Raw genomic sequence first — 20,268 nt, forward strand, 5'->3', positions numbered from 1 at the left:
AATCCTTATTCCTTTATTTCAGCTTTTACAATGTTCCAACGACCTTGAGGTTGTTATTTCAAACCCTGCAACTTTTCCCAGACAATCTCGTAAACATCTGTTAGTTCTCCCAATCCCCTACGGAGTGAAAAGGTCTGGGGGACCTTTTCAGCCTGAGTCCTTTTAGTTGAGAGACGAAGGTTTTCCGTTGCAAACAGATTATTTCAAACCTTGCAGCTTCTCCCAAACAACTTCATAAACATCGGTTAATTCACCTAGTCCCCTACGGAAAACATCCTTATCCATGTGGTTGCCATCCGCATCCCACAAACGGCAGTTATCTGGTGAAAACTCGTCTGCCAAGATAATCTTGCCATCCTTGTCAAAACCAAACTCTAGCTTAAAGTCAATCAATTTAAGGCCAATCTCAGCAAACCAAGCTTTCAAGAGCTCATTGATACGACGAGTTTCTTCCTTCAAGTAAGCGATTTGCTGGTCATCCGCAATCTGTAGGAATTTCACATGCTCGTCATTGATAAATGGGTCATCCAAATCATCATTTTTGTAGTAAAATTCAACAATCGGAGTCTCAAATGCGATTCCTTCATCTACACCAAAACGTTTTGAAAAGGAACCAGCCGTGTAGTTGCGTAGCACGACTTCCAAAGGAATGATTTCAACCTTTTTATTGAGTTGTTCTGTATCTGAAAGTTTCTCCACAAAGTGAGTCGCCACACCAGCCGCATTTAATTTCTCAAAAATAAAAGATGAAATCTGATTATTCAAAACTCCTTTGCCCGCAATCTGCTCCTTCTTAACACCATTGAAAGCAGTCGCCTGGTCCTTGTAAGTTGAAATAATAAGATTTTCATCCTCAGTTGTATAGATATCTTTAGCTTTTCCCGAATAGATCAATTGTTTTGACATTTTAAAGTTCGCCTTTCGTATTACTTGAGCACATTCTACCATAAAAAAACTAAAATTACAAGAACTTAACCGAATAAATAATGTAGTGACACCAAAAATCATAAAGAAAAAACCGCAAGAAGAATCTTTCTCACAGTTTAAAAATCATTTAACTCTAAAAACACGAACATTACTCTTTGTTCAAAAATTGATCCAAATAATAACGCAGGTAACTTTTCTTGCCCGTAATCATCTGCAGGCGACCTTCCACCCCATACCGAAGTTTTTCAGCCTGCTCCGAAGTTAGATTAGTCTCCACCTCAATTTTAAAGAAATTCCCTTTCTCAGTCTTAGTAGCTGTCGCATCAATACTTGTAATAGTAGAATCTAGGAAAAGTTGATTCTTGGCATCATGAGTCGTAGTATAGCGAACAGAATCACCGACCTTGATCCTTGCTACATCTTTTGAACTTAGATAAGCTGTGAGTTTGACTTTCCCTTCTTTTTCCAAGGACGGATAGAGTTGGGCTAGTAAGGCGCCTTCTGCTACCATGGTAGAATCACTGGTCTCAGGATTAAGATGAAGCACCCCATCCTCACTCGCCGTAATTTTCCCCTTGTCTAAAAGATTTCCCTGTACCTTCCTACCCGATTCTGCCTCCAAAATTTTCTGGTCTAGAAGGGTCAATTCCTGACCAACCTTAGCCAAGTGTTGTGATTTGAGAGACTCCAATTGACTGCTTAAACCTGACGCATAGGCTTGCTGGGTACCTGAACCTGCATACTGGACACGGTAAGTAGCAAGACTAGATTCTAACTGAGAAAGCTGTGCTTCTAGCTGCACAACTGCTTGTGCCTTAGATTGCGGATTTTCCTCGCCCTGAGACTTGTAGGACTGGTAGAGAGAGTAGGCTAGATTCTGACTGGCCAAGGAAGCACCTGTTTCAATAGCTGACTTAGCTGTCTGGTAATCGCGAATTTTAGCCTCTGTTTGACTGATGAGGGTGCCGATTTCGGCTTGGGTTTGACTAGCTGCTGCATTCTGGGACGCGATGGTCTCATTTTGTTGCGATGTACTAGCCCTAAGACTACCTGCTTGGCTGATGTAGTCACGAAAGGTGGCTTGGTAGCCAAATTTATCCTCCTCTGGAAAGTGGTTCTCCCCTTCTTGCAGACTCTTTTGCAAATACTCCAATTGCTTTTTTTGATCCTTGAGCATGTCCAGCTGACTAGCATAGGCCTCCGCTTGGACACCCTCTGCCCCTTCTTGATATTGAACCAACAGTTCTCCCTTTTTAACCAGCTTACTTTCTTCCAAATGATTGACAAGAATACGATTGTTGCTAGTTGACTGGATATTTGCAAGGATACGACTAGGCTCGACAGTAGCTCTAGTAGACATACTCATCTCCTTCTCTGCCAAAGTTGCAAAGCCAAGTAAAAACACGAGCAGAAGGAACATGGGGACAATCACCCGACTGGAAAAATTATGGTAACGACGATTATAAAACTCCGCACTTTCTAAAAATTCTGGTTTCATCCTCTCCTCTTTCTAGCTATTGACCAAATGGGCGTAAAAACCACCCTGTGCAAGCAAATCAGCATGATTTCCTTCTTCAACAATCTTGCCCTGATCCAAGACAACAACCTTCTCTGTCCGCTCAGCAATGGTCAAGCAGTGAGCGATGAAAATCAAGGTCTTATCTAAAGCCATAAGATTATCGACAATTCGCTTCTCTGTCAGAATATCCAAACTGCTGGTCGCCTCATCCAAGATCAAGACCGGCGCATCTGTCAAGAGAGCACGTGCCAGAGCAATTCTCTGACGTTGACCACCTGAGATCCCTGCCCCATCCGAAGTCAATTCTGTCTGGTAATTCAGTGGCATGCGCTCAATGTCCTCCCGAATCTCTGCCAATTCGACCGCCCGTAAGATATCTTCCTGTGTCGTCCCCTCCTTGGCTCCCAAAAGAAGATTGTCCAAAATCGTTCCGTTAAAGACATAGGGCTGTTGAGGCAGATAGTTGATATACTGGCGCAAGGCCTTTTTATCAATCTGATTGAGATTGACACCACCCAGACTAATCTCCCCTTGACTTGGGTCGTAAAAATTAACCATCATCTTGGCCAAGGTCGTCTTACCTGACCCTGAAATCCCCACAAAAGCCACCTTAGAACCTTGGGGAATGGTCAAATTGATATCCAACAAGACGTCTCGACCATAGCCATACTTGTAAGAAACCTGCTTGAAGGTCATATCTCCCTTCATCAAGCTCAAATCCTCAACCGTTTTCTTCTCCTCAAACTCCGAAGCTACCAGATATACTTCATTTAGACGGTTATTGGCAACCTGTGCTGTCTGAAGCTTGGTTTGCAGATTGATGATATTTTCCAAAGGATTTGTAAAGTAAACCAGCAAGGTATTATAGGTAATCAACTGCCCCAAACTCATCTTGCCATCCATGACCAGAACAGCTCCCATCCAGAGAATGCCGACATTGAGTAAGAGATGGGCAACTTTTTTCAGAGCCTTTTGCTGACTCTCTGCCCGACTATAGGTAAAGGATTTTTTCAGATAATCCACAAATTCCTTGTCAATCTTTTGGTAACGCTGACTTTCACTGGTCAAAGACTTGATAGTCTCAATACCGTTGATGTCCTCAATGATAGAAGAAGACAGAACCGCATTGGCTTCCATGGTATCCCGATTCATCTTTTCAAACGGCTTCATAAAGGCAAAGATAATCACTGTATAGATAGGAAGTGCCAATAAGGTTATGAAAAAGAGATTGGTATTTTGTGAAAATAAAACAAGGGAAATAATGACAACCGTTGACACATCTAGGAAAATCGAAAGAATGGTCGAAGCCAGCGCATCAATGATACTATTAGCATCTGTAAAACGAGACACGATCTCCCCTGTCCTGCGTGTCGCAAAGAAGGACATAGGCAGGTGAAAAACATGCTTGATATAGGACAAAATCACATCAATCGATAAGCGTTGCCCCAAAACAAGTAAGAGATACTCCTGAGCGTAAGACAAGATCTGCTGAAGAATATAAACAATCACCAGCCCAATAGAAATAATCCCAAGCGTCGAACGCATCTGATCTGGCACATAGGTATCAATGATAGACTGCAGATAATAAGAACCCACAATATTAATCAAGGTTACCAAGAGTGTTGCCAAAACGATATTGGCAATCAAGCCACGCTGCTTCACTAATATAGGGATAAAAGAGAGCAGACCATTCTTTTGATCCTTATGAGGCTTGTAGTCTGGACTAGGTGCCATAAAAAGAGTCACTCCTGTCCATTCTTCCGCAAAACGCTCACGTGGCAGTTTGGTCAATTTCACCCCAGGATCTGGATCGGCAATATGAATGCTATCCTTGTCCTGCCCAGTCACCACATAGTAGTGGAGCAATTTCCCTTCCTTAAGCACATGAGCAACAAAAGGAAAAGTCAAATCTGGCAAGTCAAAAAGCGTCATATCCGCCTTAATTGCTCGCGTCTCAAAACCAATCTCCTCTGCCACCTTGACCAAGCCCAAAGCCGTCGTCCCATCCATGGTCGTCTTGGCCAATTCTCGTAAGTGTGCCAAAGAATAATAACTACCATAGTAACCAAAAACCATGGCTAATGAAGCTACACCGCAGTCCATCTGATCCACTTGCGGACGATAGTGACGTTTCCCAAATTTCATATTCATCTCCTTTTTCCTAATACTCAATGAAAATCAAAGAGCAAACTAGAAAACTAGCCGCAGGCTGCTCAAAACACTGTTTTGAGGTTGTATATAAGACTGACGAAGTCAATCACATATATACGGCAAGGCGACGTTGACGTGGTTTGAATTTGATTTTCGAAGAGTATAAACTCATCTGATAACAACTATCTTACCCCAATCCCCAAACAAAAACTGGACTTCCTTCCCAAATGCGCCTATCTACCTCCCAAATGCACTTTTTGGATAAAAAATAGGCAGAACAAACGTCATGCCTAAAATATATATTTATTTCTTTTTCTTCCTAATTCTTTTGTCAATCATGTACAAAACGATAATCGAAAACAGCGGTGGTACAATATAACTCTTTTCACTCATTGTCAGCTGAAATCCCAGAGTTGCTAGTATCTTAAAGATGAAAATATTCATCAAAAATAGAAAAACAAATACTAAAAAATATTTTAAAACCTTCTTCATTCCTTTTCTTCAACTTTCCTAATTTCTATACCCATTCTATCACGTTTTATCAAAAAATACATGTAAAACTCCAAATAAACACCTCAACTACACTTTTGGGATAAAAAATAGGCAGAACAAATGTCATGCCTAAAATATATATTTAAAAAGATTAAAATGTAAATAATTGTCAAATAGAATGTTGATTTACATTCTTAGCAATATGCAACTCTTCTTATCTTGCTTCTTACTATTCTTTACTTTTGACGACTTCTACAACATCTCCTACACTTTGCAGTTGGTCAATTTCCTCATCACTGATTTCGATGCTAAATTCATCTTCCAGTGTCAAGATAAACTCCATCAAGTCGACTGAATCAGCATCCAAATCGTCTTTCAGACTCAAGGATTCTGTCACGACAAAGTCCTCTCCCTGTCGCTCTTGGATAATAGTCACAATACGGTCAAAAATTTCTTTTTCTGTCATCTCTTTTATTCTCCTGAAAATTCACGCGCAGTCTGGGCAACTACGTCTGTTTCTAGCATGGTACGAATCTGGCGAATTGTACTATAAACAGCCTTGGCATCGCTTGAGCCATGAGTCTTGATAACAGGTGCCTTGACACCAAACAAGACCGCTCCACCAACATCAGAATAGTTAAGCTGTTTTTTCAAACCTCTGAGGCTGTCCTTGAGAAGGAGGGCGCCTAATTTCGCTCGAAGACCACCACCTGTAATAGCTGTCTTGAGCAAGCCCATAATTCCCATGGCTGTCCCTTCAATGGATTTGAGCACAGCGTTTCCCGTGAAACCATCTGCCACAACAACATCCGCAACGCCATTCATCAAATCACGCGCTTCCACATTTCCGATAAAGTTCAAACTTTCATCAGCTGCTAGTAATTCGTAAGTTTCCTTACGAAGCGGGTCACCCTTGCTACTCTCTGTTCCATTGTTAAGCAAGCCAACACGAGGTTGCGCAATGCCACGAACATTTTTAGCATAGAAGGAACCCAGAATAGCGTATTGATGGAGGTGCTGGGCTGTATTCTCCGCATTGGCACCGAGGTCCAGCATGTCAAAACCCTTCCCATCTACAGTCGGCAAGGTCGACATAAGCCCAGGACGGTCGATATTCTTGATACGACCCACGATGAAGAATCCAGCCGCCAACAAAGCACCTGTATTCCCAGCCGAGAGGACAGCGTCTGCTTCACCCTCTTTGACAGCCTTGGCTGCCAATACCATACTGGCATTTTTCTTCTTCCGAATAGCTCTCGTAGGTTCATCGTCTGAATCAATCTTTTCATCCGTATGGATAATGCTGACGCGCTCTGTCGCTGTCAGATATTGCTTGATTTTAGCTTCATCTCCATAGAGTTGAACCTCAATATCTGAAAAGTCAGCTAGGGCTTGATTGACACCCTCAACGATGGCCTGAGGTGCGTAATCTCCCCCCATGGCATCTACTGCGATTTTTTTCATTTGTTTTCCTCTTTTAGTAATTGTCCCCAATCTGCTAGGGAATCAATAAATTTCTTTGATTTTAGGTGAATCCCAACGTACTCTTCGTAGAGTTGATCCATAAATTGGCGTAGATCTTGCTTGATTTCAGGCTTGAGCGAAATGGTCTCCAAGGTTTCAAAATCAATGGCTTGAAATTGATTAAGCAGATAAGGGATATTGGGATTGAGATGACAACGTCTCTCATCCTCATGATAATGCTCTGGACAGAGGCAGGCTCCATATTTGAAAGAAAAATCAAAAGCCTGACCGACCCGATGACAAAAGACACACTCATTAAAATTGAGGCTAATCCCAAATCGAGTCAAGATTTGAATTTCAAAAATATTGGTCAAAACCTGATAATCCAAGCCAGCTTCCATCAACTCCAAAGTCTTTTGCAAAAAAGCAAACAAGGGAGCATCCTGCTGATTGTCCTGCAAACTAGCATCTGCAAGAGCTGCAACGTAGGTCGCATAAGCCATGACAAAGAGATCGCTATTAATCTTGGGAAAAGTCATCACCTCATGATAGTCCTCGATGTAGCTGAGCCCGTCATCATTGATTCGCAGGAGAAATCGAGCCAGCACCAAGGGCTGAATAACAGGCGCCAGCTTAGACTGACCAGCGTGTTTGACGAAAAACATCCGCTTACCAGCCTGCTCTGTAAAAATCTTGACTAGCTTGTCATCCTCACGAAAATTGCGATTGTAGAGCACCAAGCCTTGACTCTTGATAGACTGAATCATGCTTCTCTCATGTACTCCTCAAGTCGTTTCATGGCTTCTTTGATAGTTTCCATGCTCGCTGCATAAGATAAGCGAACATATCCTTCTCCGTAGCGACCAAAAGCTGCACCCGGGATAAAAGCAACGGCCTTCTTCTGAGCAAAATCTTTTAGAAAAGCAAAGGAATCTTGATTACAACCAACTGGAATCTTAGCAAAGATATAGAAGGCACCATCTGGTTTGATAATCTCAAAACCAAGAGCAGTCATTTTCTCGATAATATAATCTCGACGCTGGATGTATTCCTTCTTCATAGGTTCTGCATCATTTTTACCAGCCGTCAAGGCTTCCACCGCAGCATGTTGCGCCATGGTATTTGCAGCAGTGACCAAGTACTGGTGACTCTTAATCAACTGAGCTGTAAAGGCTGCAGGAGCGAAAATCAAGCCCAAACGCCAACCTGTCATAGCATGCGATTTAGACAAACCATTGATGATAATAGCCTGATCTCTCAGCATCGTTCCTAGAGATACATGGGCTTCCCCTGTGTAGGTCAATTCTGAGTAAACCTCATCACAGACAACAAAAATTTCGTACTTGCGTAAAACAGCTGCCAAGTCTTCCAACTGCTCCCGACTATAGGTAATTCCTGTCGGATTAGCCGGATAGTTGAGAATAACCGCCTTGAGCTTGTCTCCCTGCTCCAAAATGGCCTTCTCCAACATTTCAGGAGTCAAGACAAAACCATTTTCAGTTGTGTCAATCTCGACAATCTCTGCCCCAACTAGATTAACAATCGGTTCATAACCTGGATAGGCAGGAGCTGGCAAAAGTACCTTGTCTCCCTCTTCCAAAATAGCCGTCAAAGTAGCAGATAAAGCCTCTGTCGCCCCAATTGTAACCAAGATTTCATTTTCAGGAGCATAGTCCAGTTGGTACTTTTCCTTAACAAAGTCACTGGCCGCCTGACGTAGAGTCAGCAGGCCACTCATCCCTGTATAGTAGGATTGGTTCTGATCAATCGCTCGCTTGGCCGCCTCCTTGACATGGTCTGGCGTTGTAAAATCAGGTTCCCCCAAGGTCAAACGCAAGACCCCAGGAATCTCCGAAATAGCCTGGTCAAATTGACGAATCAACGAAACTTGAATCTTATCTAACTGTTTATTAAAGCGCTTAGTTAAGTCCATAGATACCTCCTACTTTCAAAACGTATCTCTATTATACTACAAAAGCCCCCCGACCGCAAAAATACATGATAGAATAACGCTAGCATGACAAATTGAAGTATGTTAAAATGGATTTGTCGCAACTCCACTAACGAACTTAGTTTGGAGGTGAGTTTTTGCTAATCTTCGTTACAGTTATTCTAGCACCATTACTGATTACTATTACCGGTAATGTCATTTCTGAGTGGATAGTCAGAAAGTGGTTAGATAAGCGCGACAAAAAAATATAACCTGAGTTTAGTTTTAATGTAACTGGACAAAAAGAAATACCAGAGGTGGAGCTCTGGTATTTTTGTTTTTGCCAAGACTTCGTTACAGTTCTTGTAGGATTATTATTACATAATTAGCACTACTTGTCAAATAATTGTTAGCTCCACTTTCTATTTTACTTTTCCTCTCTACAGGTCTATAATGGTAACAGATTCTATTTGGAGGTTTTTATGTCATTTCTATCAAAAAATGGAGCAGGCATCTTGGCCTGCCTTCTCATTTCTATTCTATCTTGGTACTTAGGAGGATTCTTCCCTGTTATTGGCGCGCCTGTCTTTGCAATTTTCATAGGCATGCTCCTACATCCCTTTCTCTCGTCATATAAACAACTGGATGCTGGATTGACCTTTAGTTCCAAGAAATTGCTCCAGTATGCCGTTATCTTGCTTGGTTTTGGTCTCAATATCTCGCAGGTCTTTGCAGTCGGACAATCTTCACTCCCTGTCATCCTGTCCACCATCTCAATAGCCTTGATTGTTGCCTATCTATTCCAGCGTTTCTTTGCACTGGACACAAAACTGGCTACCTTGATTGGAGTGGGTTCTTCTATCTGTGGTGGTTCTGCCATTGCGGCGACAGCACCTGTTATTGATGCTAAGGAAAAGGAAGTAGCCCAAGCCATCTCTGTTATCTTTTTCTTCAATGTCTTGGCTGCTCTCATCTTTCCAACCCTAGGTACTTGGCTTCACTTATCTAATGAAGGATTTGCCCTCTTTGCAGGAACAGCTGTCAATGACACTTCCTCTGTAACAGCCACAGCCAGCGCCTGGGACAGTCTCTACCAGACCAATACTCTCGAATCCGCAACCATTGTCAAACTTACGCGGACTCTGGCTATCATCCCTATCACCCTCTTTCTCTCCTACTGGCAAAGTCGCGAGCAAAAAAATAAGCAAGGCTTGCAACTGAAAAAAGTCTTCCCACTTTTTATCCTGTACTTTATCTTTGCATCTCTCCTAACCACTCTCCTGACCTCTCTCGGTGTGTCTAGTAGTTTCTTTACCCCTCTTAAACAACTCTCCAAATTCCTCATTATCATGGCCATGAGTGCTATCGGACTCAAAACCAATCTGGTAGCTATGGTCAAATCCAGCGGAAAATCCATTGTTCTCGGAGCTATCTGCTGGATTGCCATCATCCTCACCAGTCTTGGGATGCAGACCCTTATCGGCATTTTCTAATACTCTTCGAAAATCTCTTTAAACCACGTCAACGTCGCCTTGCTGTATATATGTGACTGACTTCGTCAGTCTTATCTACAACCTCAAAGCCGTGCTTTGAGCTGACTTCGTCAGTTCTATCTGCAACCTCAAAACTGTGTTCTGAGCAACCTGCGCTAGTTTCCTAGTTTGCTCTTTGATTTTCATTGAGTATAACACAAAAGGTAGCCCACCAGCTACCTTTTTCTTATGCTTCCTCAATCAAGCGTGTATGTTCTCTCTTAATACAACGATTCATCACGATATCATCACATCCACCAGCACGCAAGATAGCTTCCGCTTCTAGACTTTCAAGTCCTAGCTGTGCCCAAAAAATCTTAGCATCAGCTTTGAGAAAATCACGCGCCACATCAGGCAAAAACTCGCTGCGACGGTAAACATTGACAATATCTACAGGAAAAGGAATCTCTGCTAGGCTAGCATAAGCCTTTTCACCCAAGATTTCGCCACCTGCCGCCTTGGGATTGACTGGGATGATTTTATAACCCCGAGCCTGCATTTCCTTGGTCACTCGATTGCTGGTTGTTTCCTCACGGTCTGACAGGCCCACCACAGCAAGAGTTTTACTCGTTGCGAGATACTGACGAATCACGCCATCACTTGGATTGATAAATTCTTGACTCATAGAAATCCTCCTTTTTCTTCAGTATAGCACAATTTGAAAAGGCTTGCAGAATTCTACTACAAAAAAGGAGGACTAGCCCCCTTTTTATTTAGCCTCATACCAGGTTGCACCTTCATTTTCATCTGCGATGAGGGGAACACTGAGTTGAATGGCTTCTTCCATGGTTTGTTTGACCAATTTTTTCATCTCTGCTAGTTCCGATTTAGGCACTTCAAGGACGATTTCATCGTGCACTTGTAACAGCATCTTAGTCTGATAACCTCCTGCAACCAAGGCTTTATCCAGCTGAATCATGGCAATCTTGAGAATATCTGCTGCGGAACCCTGGATAGGAGAGTTGATGGCAGTCCGCTCCGCAAAACCACGAATGTTAAAGTTACGCGAATTGATATCCGGCAACTCACGACGACGCTTGAAGAGGGTCTCTACATAGCCCTTATCACGCGCCTCACGCACCACTTCATCCATGTAGTTTTTAATACCTGGGAAGCGTTCAAAGTAGGTATCAATGTAGGCCTTGGCCTCCTTACGACTAATACCCAGATTATTAGACAAGCCAAAGTCGGAAATCCCGTAAACCACTCCAAAGTTAACCGCCTTGGCATTGCGACGGTCGTTTGGAGTCACATCCTCAGGACGCTCAATGCCAAAGACCCGCATAGCTGTCGAAGTATGGATATCTGCCCCCTCTTGGAAGGCATTAATCAAGTGCTCATCCTTAGAAATATGCGCCAGAACGCGCAATTCAATCTGTGAATAGTCCGAACTGAGCAGCACACTATCCTCCCACTCAGGCACAAAAGCCTTACGAATAAGACGACCCTGCTCCAAACGCACAGGGATATTTTGCAAGTTTGGATCTACACTAGACAGACGCCCGGTCTGGGTCAAATCCTGAACATAGCGAGTATGAATCTTGCCATCAGCTAAAATCCAGTCCTGCAAGCCAATTACATAAGTGGATTGAATCTTGGCAATCTGACGATAGTCAAGAATTTTCTTAACAATCGGAGCAATAGGAGCAAGGCGCTCCAAGACATCCACCGCTGTCGAGTATCCAGTCTTGGTTTTCTTAGTGTATTCTAGAGGTAACCCCAATTTTTCAAAGAGAAGCACGCCCAACTGCTTAGGCGAGTTGATGTTAAACTCCTCACCAGCCAGTTCGTAAATCTCCTGAGTCAGTTTTTCAATGACAAGCTCATTTTCAGCCTGCATCTCAAGCAAGGTCTCTTTCTTGACCGTAATCCCAGCCATTTCCATCTTGGCAAGAACAAAAGCTAGAGGTTGCTCCATATCATAAAGAAGCTCTAATTGCCCATTTTCACTGAGTTTTTCAAGTAAAACAGGCTCAGTCTCAACCAAAACAGCAAGCTTACGCGTCAAATGTTCCAAGAATTTCTCACGTTCAGGAAGAGCCTTTTTTACACCCTTACCATAGAAAGTTTCATCATCAACCAAATAAGTCTGACCGTAAAGACTCGCAATGGTCGCAATTTCATTGTCCTCCACAGTCGAAAGGAGGTATTTAGCCAGACGGCTGTCAAAAGCAGGCGCCTGCAAATCCACACCCAAACGATTCAAGAGAACTTTAGCCTTCTTAAAGTCATAAACTCTCAGAGGTGTTTTTTCTAGAAAGTCCTTGAAAATCAGCTCTTGCAAAAGCTCAATCTTGTCTGTAGCATAGAGCTTATCGCCACAAGACCAAGCAAAACCAACCAAATCATCCGTATGGTAATTCTCTCCAAAAAGCTCAAAATGGAAGATAGACTCTTCACTCAGCATATTTTGACTGACTTGGTCAACAATAGTAAAGTCCAAGCTCTCAGCCACATCAGCTGACGACACATTTAAAGCCTGTTTGAGCTGTTTGAAACCCATCTCATCGTAGAATTTCCCAAGATTTTCCACATCTGGACCACTATAGACCAAATCCTCTAAACCAATCTCAATCGGTGCCTTGGTATCAATGGTCGCCAGTGTTTTAGACAAAAAGGCCTGTTCCTTATCATTGATGAGATTTTCCTTCATCTTAGAAGTCTTCATCTCATCGATATTTTCATAAATACCCTCGAGTGAGCCATGCTCCAGCAAGAGCTTGATACCCGTCTTTTCGCCGATTTTGGTCACCCCAGGAATATTATCCGACTTATCTCCCATAAGCGCCTTAAGATCGATAAACTGCGTCGGTGTAATGCCCAGCTTTTCCATAAGATATTCTGGCGTAAATGCCTCAAACTCAGCCACACCTTTCTTGGAAATTTCAACCACCGTATGCTCATCCGTCAGCTGAATCAAATCCTTGTCCCCACTGACAATGGTAATATCAAAACCATTCTGCTCTGCTAGTTTATCCAGTGTCCCAATGATGTCATCCGCCTCATACTGAGCCAACTCATAGTGACGAATCCCCATATGATCCAACAATTCACGAATGAAAGGAAATTGCTCACGAAACTCATCCGGAGTCTTAGCCCGGCCACCCTTATAGTCCGCATACATCTCTGTACGGAAGGTCGTCTTCCCCGCATCAAAAGCTACCAAAATATGACTAGGCTCAACCCGCTCCAACAAATGGCTCAACATCAACTGAAAGCCATAAATCGCATTGGTATGCAAACCAGCCGCATTCTTAAAACGGTCCAACTGCTGATAGAGCGCAAAAAACGCCCGAAAAGCAACAGAAGACCCATCAATCAATAATAATTTTTTCTTATCCATACACCCATTATAAAGGAAAGCACCAAAAAATACCATTAGGAAGAGCCAGAGCAAGTATTTTTCAAACTTTTTCCGAATAAATAGATAGAAGCATTGAATCTAGTAAACCTAGATTTAAAAATGTGCTATAATGAAAGGAGAAAGAATATGACATTACGTCATCCGGGCATCAGCCCGACCAATGATTTAGTGGCTAAGAAGATTTTTAACAACCCAGAAATCACTTGTCAATTTATTAGCGATATGCTGGACTTGCCAGCCAAAAATGTGACCATTTTGGAGGGAAGCAATATTCACGTCTTGCCTTCCGTACCATACTCAGCTCAGGATTTTTACACTAGTATAGATGTCTTGGCGGAGTTGGACAACGGTACTCAAGTAATTATTGAGATTCAGGTGCATCATCAGAATTTTTTCATCAATCGCCTGTGGGCTTACTTGTGCAGTCAGGTCAATCAAAACCTCGAAAAAATTCGCCAGCAAGAGGGCAATACGCACCAGAGTTACAAACACATCGCACCAGTATACGCTATCGCAATTGTGGATAGTAATTACTTCTCAGATGATTTAGCTTTTCATAGCTTTAGTATGCGTGAGGACACGACAGGTGAGATTTTAACCATAACCAATAATGGACAAGAAAACCATCTAGTCAAGATGGCATTCTTGGAACTAAAAAATACAGAGAAACCAGCAAAGACAAGATTCGAAAGCCGTGGTTGGAGTTTTTCGGGAATAAGCCCTTTACCCAACAACCCGAGCGAGCCATCAGTCAAGCAGACCAACTGCTGGACTACAAGAGCTGGTCCGAGGAGGACAGGAAAATGTTTAGTGAACAACGCAGACGCGAAGAACAAGCCTTGTTAGCACAGGACTATGCCTTGGAACAAGCTGAAGAAAAAGGCTTAGAGCGTGGGAAAGTTGAAGGAAGGGAAGAAGGGAAACTTTTTGCCTTCTTAGACATGGTTCGTCAAGGTCTCCTGACTTCCGAGGTTACCAGCCAGCAGTTGGGCATGTCCGTTGCTGAGTTTGAGGCTTTGTTGTAAATTTATAGAATAATATAAAAGTGAACAAATCTGAAACATCGTTTTGTTCACTTTTTTCTTCTTTCAATAGAACTCTCACTATAGTCCATATCACAAAAAGAGAAGGTCATAATCCTTCTCTTTTATATCTTCAACTAATTAGTTTTTGCGTTTCACAAATGGAAGGGCACCTAGGAGCAATCCAAGGAATCCTAATGATGCAACTGCAACATTATCTTTACCACCAGTGTTAGGAAGTTCTTTCTTATCTTCTGCTTTCGCAGCTGGAGCTTGATATGTATTATCTTTGCTAGTACCTGCTACAGTTGGTGCAACCGCAGGAGTTGATGGTGTCTCAGCTGTTGGTGTAGCCGGAGCTGGTGTTGGAGCTTGTGATTCATTTGGAACAGGATTTCCAGGAGTTGGTGTTAGTCTTGGATCTGAATTTGGAGTAGAATAGTGATTAGTTACTTTTTTGTAATAGTTAGTAATAATACCATCTTTTTCTTCAGATTTCACAAAAGTATAACCTGCAATTGATTTACCTTTGAAATGACCTTCTTCAGCATTCAAAATATCAGCGTTAGTAGCAATATCAACATAGCGTGTGACTTTTAAGTCTTCTGTATCATTACTTCCAGATAGAACCTCAGCTTTATTATTAATTAAAGTATTTAAGGCATCTTCTAAATCAGCTAGACGATCTTTTAATCCATCTTTATAATAATCTTCAACACCTTCATTTTCTTCGCTGTCTTTGATTTGCTCTTTTACTTTAGAGATTTCGTCTAAGATTTTTTTGATTTCAGGGTTATTAACACCAAACTCTGGAATTTCATTAACAGCAGCTTCAACAGCGTTAACTCCGCCTTTGAATGCTGGAAGTTCTGGTTGTACAAGTGCATCTCCGTTTGAAGCTTCTGGTTTAGTTGGTTTTGGAGTTTCTCCTTCAGGTTTTGCAGGAGTTGGAGGTGTTGTATCATTCACTCCACCATTGAATTCTGGAAGTTCTGGTTGTACAAGTGCATCTCCGTTTGAAGTTTCAGGTTTAGATGGTTTTGGAGCTTCTCCCTCTGGTTTATTAGGTTCAGTAGGAGGTGTTGTATCATTTACTCCTCCGTTGAATTCAGGATTATTAGGTTGAGTAGGAGCATTATCATCATTTACACCACTATTGAACTCTGGAGTTGCTGGTGTTGTAGGCGCTTCTTCATCGTTTACTCCACCTGTGAATTCAGGTTTTTCTTCAGCTGTAGGAGCGTCAGCAGGATTTACCCCACCATTGAATTCTGGAGCATTAGGAACCGTTGGAACCTCATCCGCTTCCTTAGCAGGCTCAGTAGTTGCTTCATCATCATTTACTCCACCTGCGAAGTCTTTTGGTGCTTCACCTTTAGGAACTTCTTTTAAGTTTTCGATATAACCTAAAGTTGCATTGTAATCATCAGTTAGTTCATCGATTGCATCTTTGTAAGCTTTCACTACTTCGTTAACTTCGTCGAATTTAGCTTGAGCTTCATCTGCAGCAGTTTTAGCAGAAGCAACAGCAGCTTCTAATCTAGTTACAGCATCTTGTAATCCATCTTGGATAGATTGTTCAGCATTGTTTTTCTTAGCTGTTGCAAGTGCAGTTTTAGCTTTTTCTAAAGTTTCTTTTTGTTTATCTAATGCAGCATTTTTTTCTTCTACAGCTTTAGCTTTTTCAGTAGCATCAGCTTTGTCTTTATCAGCTACTTTAGTTAATTTTTCAATTTTTTCAGCGATATCATCAGCGATATCTTGAAGTTTTTTAACGATTGGTTTAGAAGCTTCTTTGTTGTAAGCAGCGTCTAATTTTTCTTTATCAGCAGTAGGAAGTTCAGCAAGAGGTTTTCCTTCTTGTTTTGTAGCGCCAATTTCGTCTGCCTGTGGATCTTGATTTTTGTTAGCTTCAGCAGTCTCATTTTGATCTTTTAATTCTTTAAGAACATCTCCTGCAGTTAAGTCGCCTTTTTCAACTGCAGCTAAAATATCTTCTTTACCTAATGCTTTTTTAGCTTCTTCTTTATTTGTAATCTTAGCATTAGCATCGATACCTTTTTCTAATTGATCTAAAGCATCTTTAAGAGCAGTTCTAGTTTCAGCTTCTTCTTTTTTAAGTTCTTCAACTTTAGCTTTAGCTTTTGCCGCATCTTCTTTAGCTTTAGCTAATTCAGCTTCTGCGTCAGTTTTAGCTTTATCTGCTTCTTCTTTTTTAGTTTGTGCAGCTTTTACATCAGCAGCTTCTTTTTCTGCTTTAGCTGTAGCTTCATCTGCTTTTGTTTTAGCTTCGTCTGCTTTTTTCTGCAATTCAGCAACTTTAGCATCGGCTTCTGCTTTAGCTTCAGCAGCTTTTTCAGCTTCTGTTTTTTCTGCTGGTTTAGCTGGTTCTTCTTCTACTGGTTTAGCTGGCTCGTTAGCCTCTTTTTCTTTAGCAGCTTTTACTTCATCAAGAGCTTTGTTGTACTCATCAGTAAGTTTGTTTAGCTCATCAGCAACAGCTTTAGTATCCGAAGCAGCTTGATCAAATGCATTTTGTGCAGCATCACGCTCTTTTTTAATCGCCTTAACAGCTTTATCTAATGAAGAAACAATATCAGAATCAGAACCGTTATCTGTAGCTGATTTAAGAGCTTCTTCAGCTTCTTTTAATGTATCTTCTTGTTTTTTAAGAGCTTCAGCTTTTTTATCTTCTTCAGCTTTTAATGCATCAGCATCTTCTTTAAGCGTATCAACTTTTTCACCTAAGTCATCAGCTTTATCTTGAGCTTTTTCTGATGCAGGACGAGCAGCATCAGCTTTTTCAGCTTTGTCAATTCCAGCTTTAATGTTTTCTGGTAATTGATCTTTAGATTTAGCTTCTTCAGCTGAAGTTGTTGCAACGTTAGCTTCATTAGCTTGGTCTTTATTTCTTAATTTTTTCTCAGTTTCTTTATTAGCTTCAGCTTTTTCATTATCATCTGCTAATTCAGCAAGAACATCACCAGCTTTTAATTCACCAGATTCAACAGCCTTCAACAATTCCTCTTTTGCTTTTTTGTCGAGTAATGCGTTATCATCAGGTAATTGTTTTAAAGCCTCGGTTAAAGCATCTTTAGAATCTGCTTCTTCTTTCTTAGCATCTTCTTCTTTCTTCGCTTCTTCTTTAGCTTTAGCGTCAGCTTCAGCAGCTTTTGTTTTTGCTGCAGCTAATTCATCGTCTGCAGTTTTTTTAGCTTCTTCAGCTTCAGTTTTTGCAACTTTAGCATCAGCAGCTTCTTTTTTCTCTGCTTCAAGTTTTGTATCAGCTTCTTTAGCTGCTGCAGTCGTTGTATCTACTTTAGCTTGAGCTTCAGTAACCTTTCCTTCAGCTTTTTTAGCGTCAGCTTCAGCTTGTTTAATTTCTGGACTTGTAACTTCTGATTTAGAAGTGTCAGTAGCTCCAGTTTCTGCTGGCTGAGTAGCCGCTGGTTGCTCTGTTGTCTCAGAATTTCCAGCAGGGTTAGTTGCGCTATTTGAATTAGTTGCTGATGTATCAGTTGTGCCAGCTGGTTGAGATGAAGCAGTAGCTGTATTATCCTCTGCAGCTTTCACGACTGATGGTTGAGATGCCGCAAATGCCGCTCCCAAAACAGCCACACTAGCCAAGCTAGTTAAAATCATTTTCTTTTTATCCATTTTTGAAACCCCTTTTTTAGAATCATATTTAGATTTATTATAACGCTTTCTAAAAATATAATCAAGTGATAGGTTATTTTATCTTTACATTTATATTTTTATATTGATTCCCAAATATACCTCTCTTAACAGAAAAAGAAAGCCTGTTTTATAAGCTTTCTTTTTATTTTCTTTTCATTATTTACATTTTCTATGGTAAATTTTACACTTTTAAACCCACTCATCGTTGGCATTTACTGTGTAACCATTGATTGTAGTCCTGACAGCAAGAGCTCCTGAACTATAAGCATAGTACCATTTGCCATCAATTTGTTTCCAACCAGTAGCTTTTGTTCCTTTTTCATCAAGAACATAGCTCCATTGACCTTTGTCATCTTTAACCCATGGTGATTTAACTTCTTCACCATATGATTGACCTGGTTGTGCTGGATGAATTGTATCGCGGTTGTTTTGAAGTGTTGCTGGGCGAATTGAGAATGTTGCAGGAACATTACCAGCAACTGCTGTAACATAACCATTGTATGAGTCTTCCTCATATCCAGCTGGAACATTCAAACGATACGAAACGGCTGTTCCTGGTTCAACATCTGACAAAGTAGCAACACCATCAGCACCTGTTGTTACTGATGAAGTTTTACCACCAGCGTTGAAGTCAACAGTCGCACCTGCTACTGGTTTACCAGTAGAAAGATCGATAACTGTTACAGCAACTGTACCTTTTGTATGCGTTGGAGTACCATAACCGTTGTCATTAGAACCGCGTGGGTTAGTAACTGGCTTCGCTGGTTTGTATTGGTTAGCTGGAGCAACTACACCATCTTGGTGTGTTGGGTTTCCTGCACTACCATCCCATCCTGACCAGTTACCATATGCATGAACTGGAGCTGCGTTAATAGCTGCTGTTGCAGCTACAACTGCTGACTGGCAACTTCGGAAGTTAAAACATGTTGACATACCATATCTAAAAAGGCAAAAAGTTTCCCTTCCTTCAACTTTCCCACGCTCTAATCCTTTTTCTTCAGCTTGTTCCAAGGCATAGTCCTGTGCTAACAAGGCTTTCTCTTCTCGCATACGTAGTTGACTAAACATTTTCCTGTCCTCCTCGGACCAGCTCTTGTAGTCCAGCAGTTGGTCTGCCTGGCTGATGGATCGCTCTGGCTACTGAGTAAAGGGTTTGTTGCCGAAAAACTCCAACCACGGCTTACGAACCTCATCTTTGCTGGTTTCTCTGTATTTTTTTAATTCCAAGAATGCTATTACTTGTGATGGTCTTATAAGAGTGACTCAAACTCAGCTACTGTCATGCCTAATTGCTGGCTGGCAACCTCAACGGTTAAAAGATGCTGGCGAACGAGATTTACTAATCCTTTTTTCAGTCCTTTTTCTTCAGCTTGTTACAAAGTATAGTCCTGTGCTAACAAGGCTTGTTCTTCGCGTCTGCGTTGTTCACTAAACATTTTCCTGTCCTCCTCGGACCAGCTCTTGTAGTCCAGCAGTTGGTCTGCTTGGCTAATGGCTCGCTCGGGTTCTTGGGTAAAGGGTTTATTCCCAAAAAACTCCAACCACGGCTTGCGAACACTATCCTTGCTGGTCTCTCTGTACTTTTTTAGTTCTAAGAATGCCATCTTTACTAGATGGTTTTCCTGTCCATTGTTTGTAATTGTCAAAACCTCACCCGTCGTATCCTCTCGCATACTAAAACTGTGAAAGGCTAAATCATCCTGAAAGTAGTTGCTGTCCACAATTGCGATAGCATATACTGGTGCGATGTGTTTGTAACTTCGATGAGTATTGCCTTCTTGCTGGCGAATTTTTTCAAGATTTTGATTGACCTGACTGCACAAATAAGCCCACAGGCGATTAATGAAAAAATTTTGATGATGCACCTGAATTTCGATAATAACCTGTGTCCCATTGTCCAACTCTGCCAAGACGTCTATACTGGTATAGAAATCCTGCGCTGAATAAGGCAGGGAAGGCAAGACATGAATATTGCTTCCCTCCAAAATGGTCACATTTTTTGCTGGCAAGTCCAGCATATCGCGTATAAATTGACAAGTGATTTCTGGATTGCTAAAAATCTTCTTAGCAACTAAATCATTGGTTGGGCTGATGCCCGGATGTCTGAGAATCATCCTTTTCCTCCTTTTATTATACCATAGTCTTATACTCAATGAAAATCAAAGAGCAAACTAGGAAACTAGCCGCAG

Annotated in this window: 14 protein-coding genes and 3 pseudogenes; 2 read left to right on the plus strand and 15 right to left on the minus strand. The window is 41.6% G+C overall.

Going from position 1 to position 20,268, the window contains the following annotated elements; genetic code table 11:
- Nucleotides 1-53: 53 nt before the first annotated feature.
- The 9 genes from QM818_RS03800 to QM818_RS03840 form a co-directional block, all read right to left on the minus strand.
- Nucleotides 54-197, minus strand: a complete 144-nt coding sequence (locus QM818_RS03800; protein ID WP_078228447.1) for a phosphoribosylaminoimidazolesuccinocarboxamide synthase — start codon at nucleotides 195-197, stop codon at nucleotides 54-56.
- A 1-nt stretch (nucleotide 198) separates the two neighbouring features.
- On the minus strand, nucleotides 199-906 hold the full coding sequence (gene purC, locus QM818_RS03805) for a phosphoribosylaminoimidazolesuccinocarboxamide synthase (RefSeq protein WP_070528193.1): 708 nt from the start codon (nucleotides 904-906) through the stop codon (nucleotides 199-201).
- Between the two features lie 169 nt (nucleotides 907-1,075).
- Nucleotides 1,076-2,425, minus strand: coding sequence for a competence pheromone export protein ComB (comB, locus tag QM818_RS03810; RefSeq protein WP_414299938.1), 1,350 nt, complete (start codon nucleotides 2,423-2,425; stop codon nucleotides 1,076-1,078).
- Nucleotides 2,426-2,437: 12 nt separating this feature from the next.
- Nucleotides 2,438-4,591 carry a peptide cleavage/export ABC transporter ComA gene (gene comA, locus QM818_RS03815; RefSeq protein ID WP_261080946.1) on the minus strand — a complete coding sequence of 718 codons (2,154 nt, stop codon included), beginning with the start codon at nucleotides 4,589-4,591 and terminating at the stop codon, nucleotides 2,438-2,440.
- 309 nt (nucleotides 4,592-4,900) lie between these two features.
- Nucleotides 4,901-5,089 carry a hypothetical protein gene (locus tag QM818_RS03820; RefSeq protein WP_084927060.1) on the minus strand — a complete coding sequence of 63 codons (189 nt, stop codon included), beginning with the start codon at nucleotides 5,087-5,089 and terminating at the stop codon, nucleotides 4,901-4,903.
- Nucleotides 5,090-5,318: 229 nt separating this feature from the next.
- On the minus strand, nucleotides 5,319-5,555 hold the full coding sequence (locus tag QM818_RS03825; RefSeq protein ID WP_020902253.1) for an acyl carrier protein: 237 nt from the start codon (nucleotides 5,553-5,555) through the stop codon (nucleotides 5,319-5,321).
- Nucleotides 5,556-5,560: 5 nt separating this feature from the next.
- Nucleotides 5,561-6,553 carry a phosphate acyltransferase PlsX gene (gene plsX, locus QM818_RS03830; RefSeq protein WP_004257703.1) on the minus strand — a complete coding sequence of 331 codons (993 nt, stop codon included), beginning with the start codon at nucleotides 6,551-6,553 and terminating at the stop codon, nucleotides 5,561-5,563.
- Entirely contained in the window at nucleotides 6,550-7,320 is a 771-nt protein-coding gene (gene recO, locus QM818_RS03835) for a DNA repair protein RecO (protein ID WP_261028343.1), read from the minus strand. Before recO ends, plsX begins: the two co-directional genes overlap by 4 nt.
- Nucleotides 7,317-8,486, minus strand: a complete 1,170-nt coding sequence (locus QM818_RS03840; protein ID WP_265473105.1) for a pyridoxal phosphate-dependent aminotransferase — start codon at nucleotides 8,484-8,486, stop codon at nucleotides 7,317-7,319. The genes recO and QM818_RS03840 overlap by 4 nt, the downstream gene beginning before the upstream one ends.
- 479 nt (nucleotides 8,487-8,965) lie before the next feature.
- On the opposite strand from QM818_RS03840, the gene QM818_RS03845 reads away from it, so the two are divergent.
- Nucleotides 8,966-9,976 (plus strand): YeiH family protein, encoded by a 1,011-nt coding sequence (locus QM818_RS03845; RefSeq protein WP_261080943.1) that lies wholly within the window; start codon nucleotides 8,966-8,968, stop codon nucleotides 9,974-9,976.
- A 226-nt stretch (nucleotides 9,977-10,202) separates the two neighbouring features.
- Here the strand turns inward: QM818_RS03845 and QM818_RS03850 are convergent, their stop codons facing one another.
- Both QM818_RS03850 and polA read right to left on the minus strand, forming a co-directional pair.
- The gene (locus tag QM818_RS03850) at nucleotides 10,203-10,640 is read right to left on the minus strand and encodes a CoA-binding protein (protein WP_261051851.1); all 438 of its coding nucleotides are present in this window, start codon (nucleotides 10,638-10,640) and stop codon (nucleotides 10,203-10,205) included.
- An 84-nt stretch (nucleotides 10,641-10,724) separates the two neighbouring features.
- The gene (gene polA / locus QM818_RS03855; protein ID WP_261080942.1) at nucleotides 10,725-13,358 is read right to left on the minus strand and encodes a DNA polymerase I; all 2,634 of its coding nucleotides are present in this window, start codon (nucleotides 13,356-13,358) and stop codon (nucleotides 10,725-10,727) included.
- A 147-nt stretch (nucleotides 13,359-13,505) separates the two neighbouring features.
- Between polA and QM818_RS03860 the strand changes: the two are divergent.
- Nucleotides 13,506-14,404, plus strand: a pseudogene (locus QM818_RS03860) (Rpn family recombination-promoting nuclease/putative transposase).
- A gap of 138 nt (nucleotides 14,405-14,542) precedes the next feature.
- Here the strand turns inward: QM818_RS03860 and QM818_RS03865 are convergent.
- From QM818_RS03865 to QM818_RS03880, 4 genes and pseudogenes are all read right to left on the minus strand, one after another.
- Nucleotides 14,543-18,058: an SIALI-17 repeat-containing surface protein gene (locus QM818_RS03865; RefSeq protein ID WP_414299939.1), complete on the minus strand. Its 3,516-nt coding sequence runs from the start codon at nucleotides 18,056-18,058 to the stop codon at nucleotides 14,543-14,545.
- A gap of 210 nt (nucleotides 18,059-18,268) precedes the next feature.
- Nucleotides 18,269-19,012, minus strand: coding sequence for a carboxypeptidase-like regulatory domain-containing protein (locus tag QM818_RS03870; protein ID WP_414299940.1), 744 nt, complete (start codon nucleotides 19,010-19,012; stop codon nucleotides 18,269-18,271).
- Nucleotides 18,967-19,315: pseudogene (locus tag QM818_RS03875) on the minus strand (Rpn family recombination-promoting nuclease/putative transposase); the annotation flags it as partial. The pseudogene QM818_RS03875 and the gene QM818_RS03870, both read right to left, overlap by 46 nt.
- Before the next feature lie 14 nt (nucleotides 19,316-19,329).
- A pseudogene (locus QM818_RS03880) lies at nucleotides 19,330-20,193 on the minus strand (Rpn family recombination-promoting nuclease/putative transposase).
- Nucleotides 20,194-20,268 lie beyond the last annotated feature (75 nt).

It is taken from the genome of Streptococcus mitis (assembly GCF_047464035.1).
Classification (GTDB): domain Bacteria; phylum Bacillota; class Bacilli; order Lactobacillales; family Streptococcaceae; genus Streptococcus; species Streptococcus mitis_DX.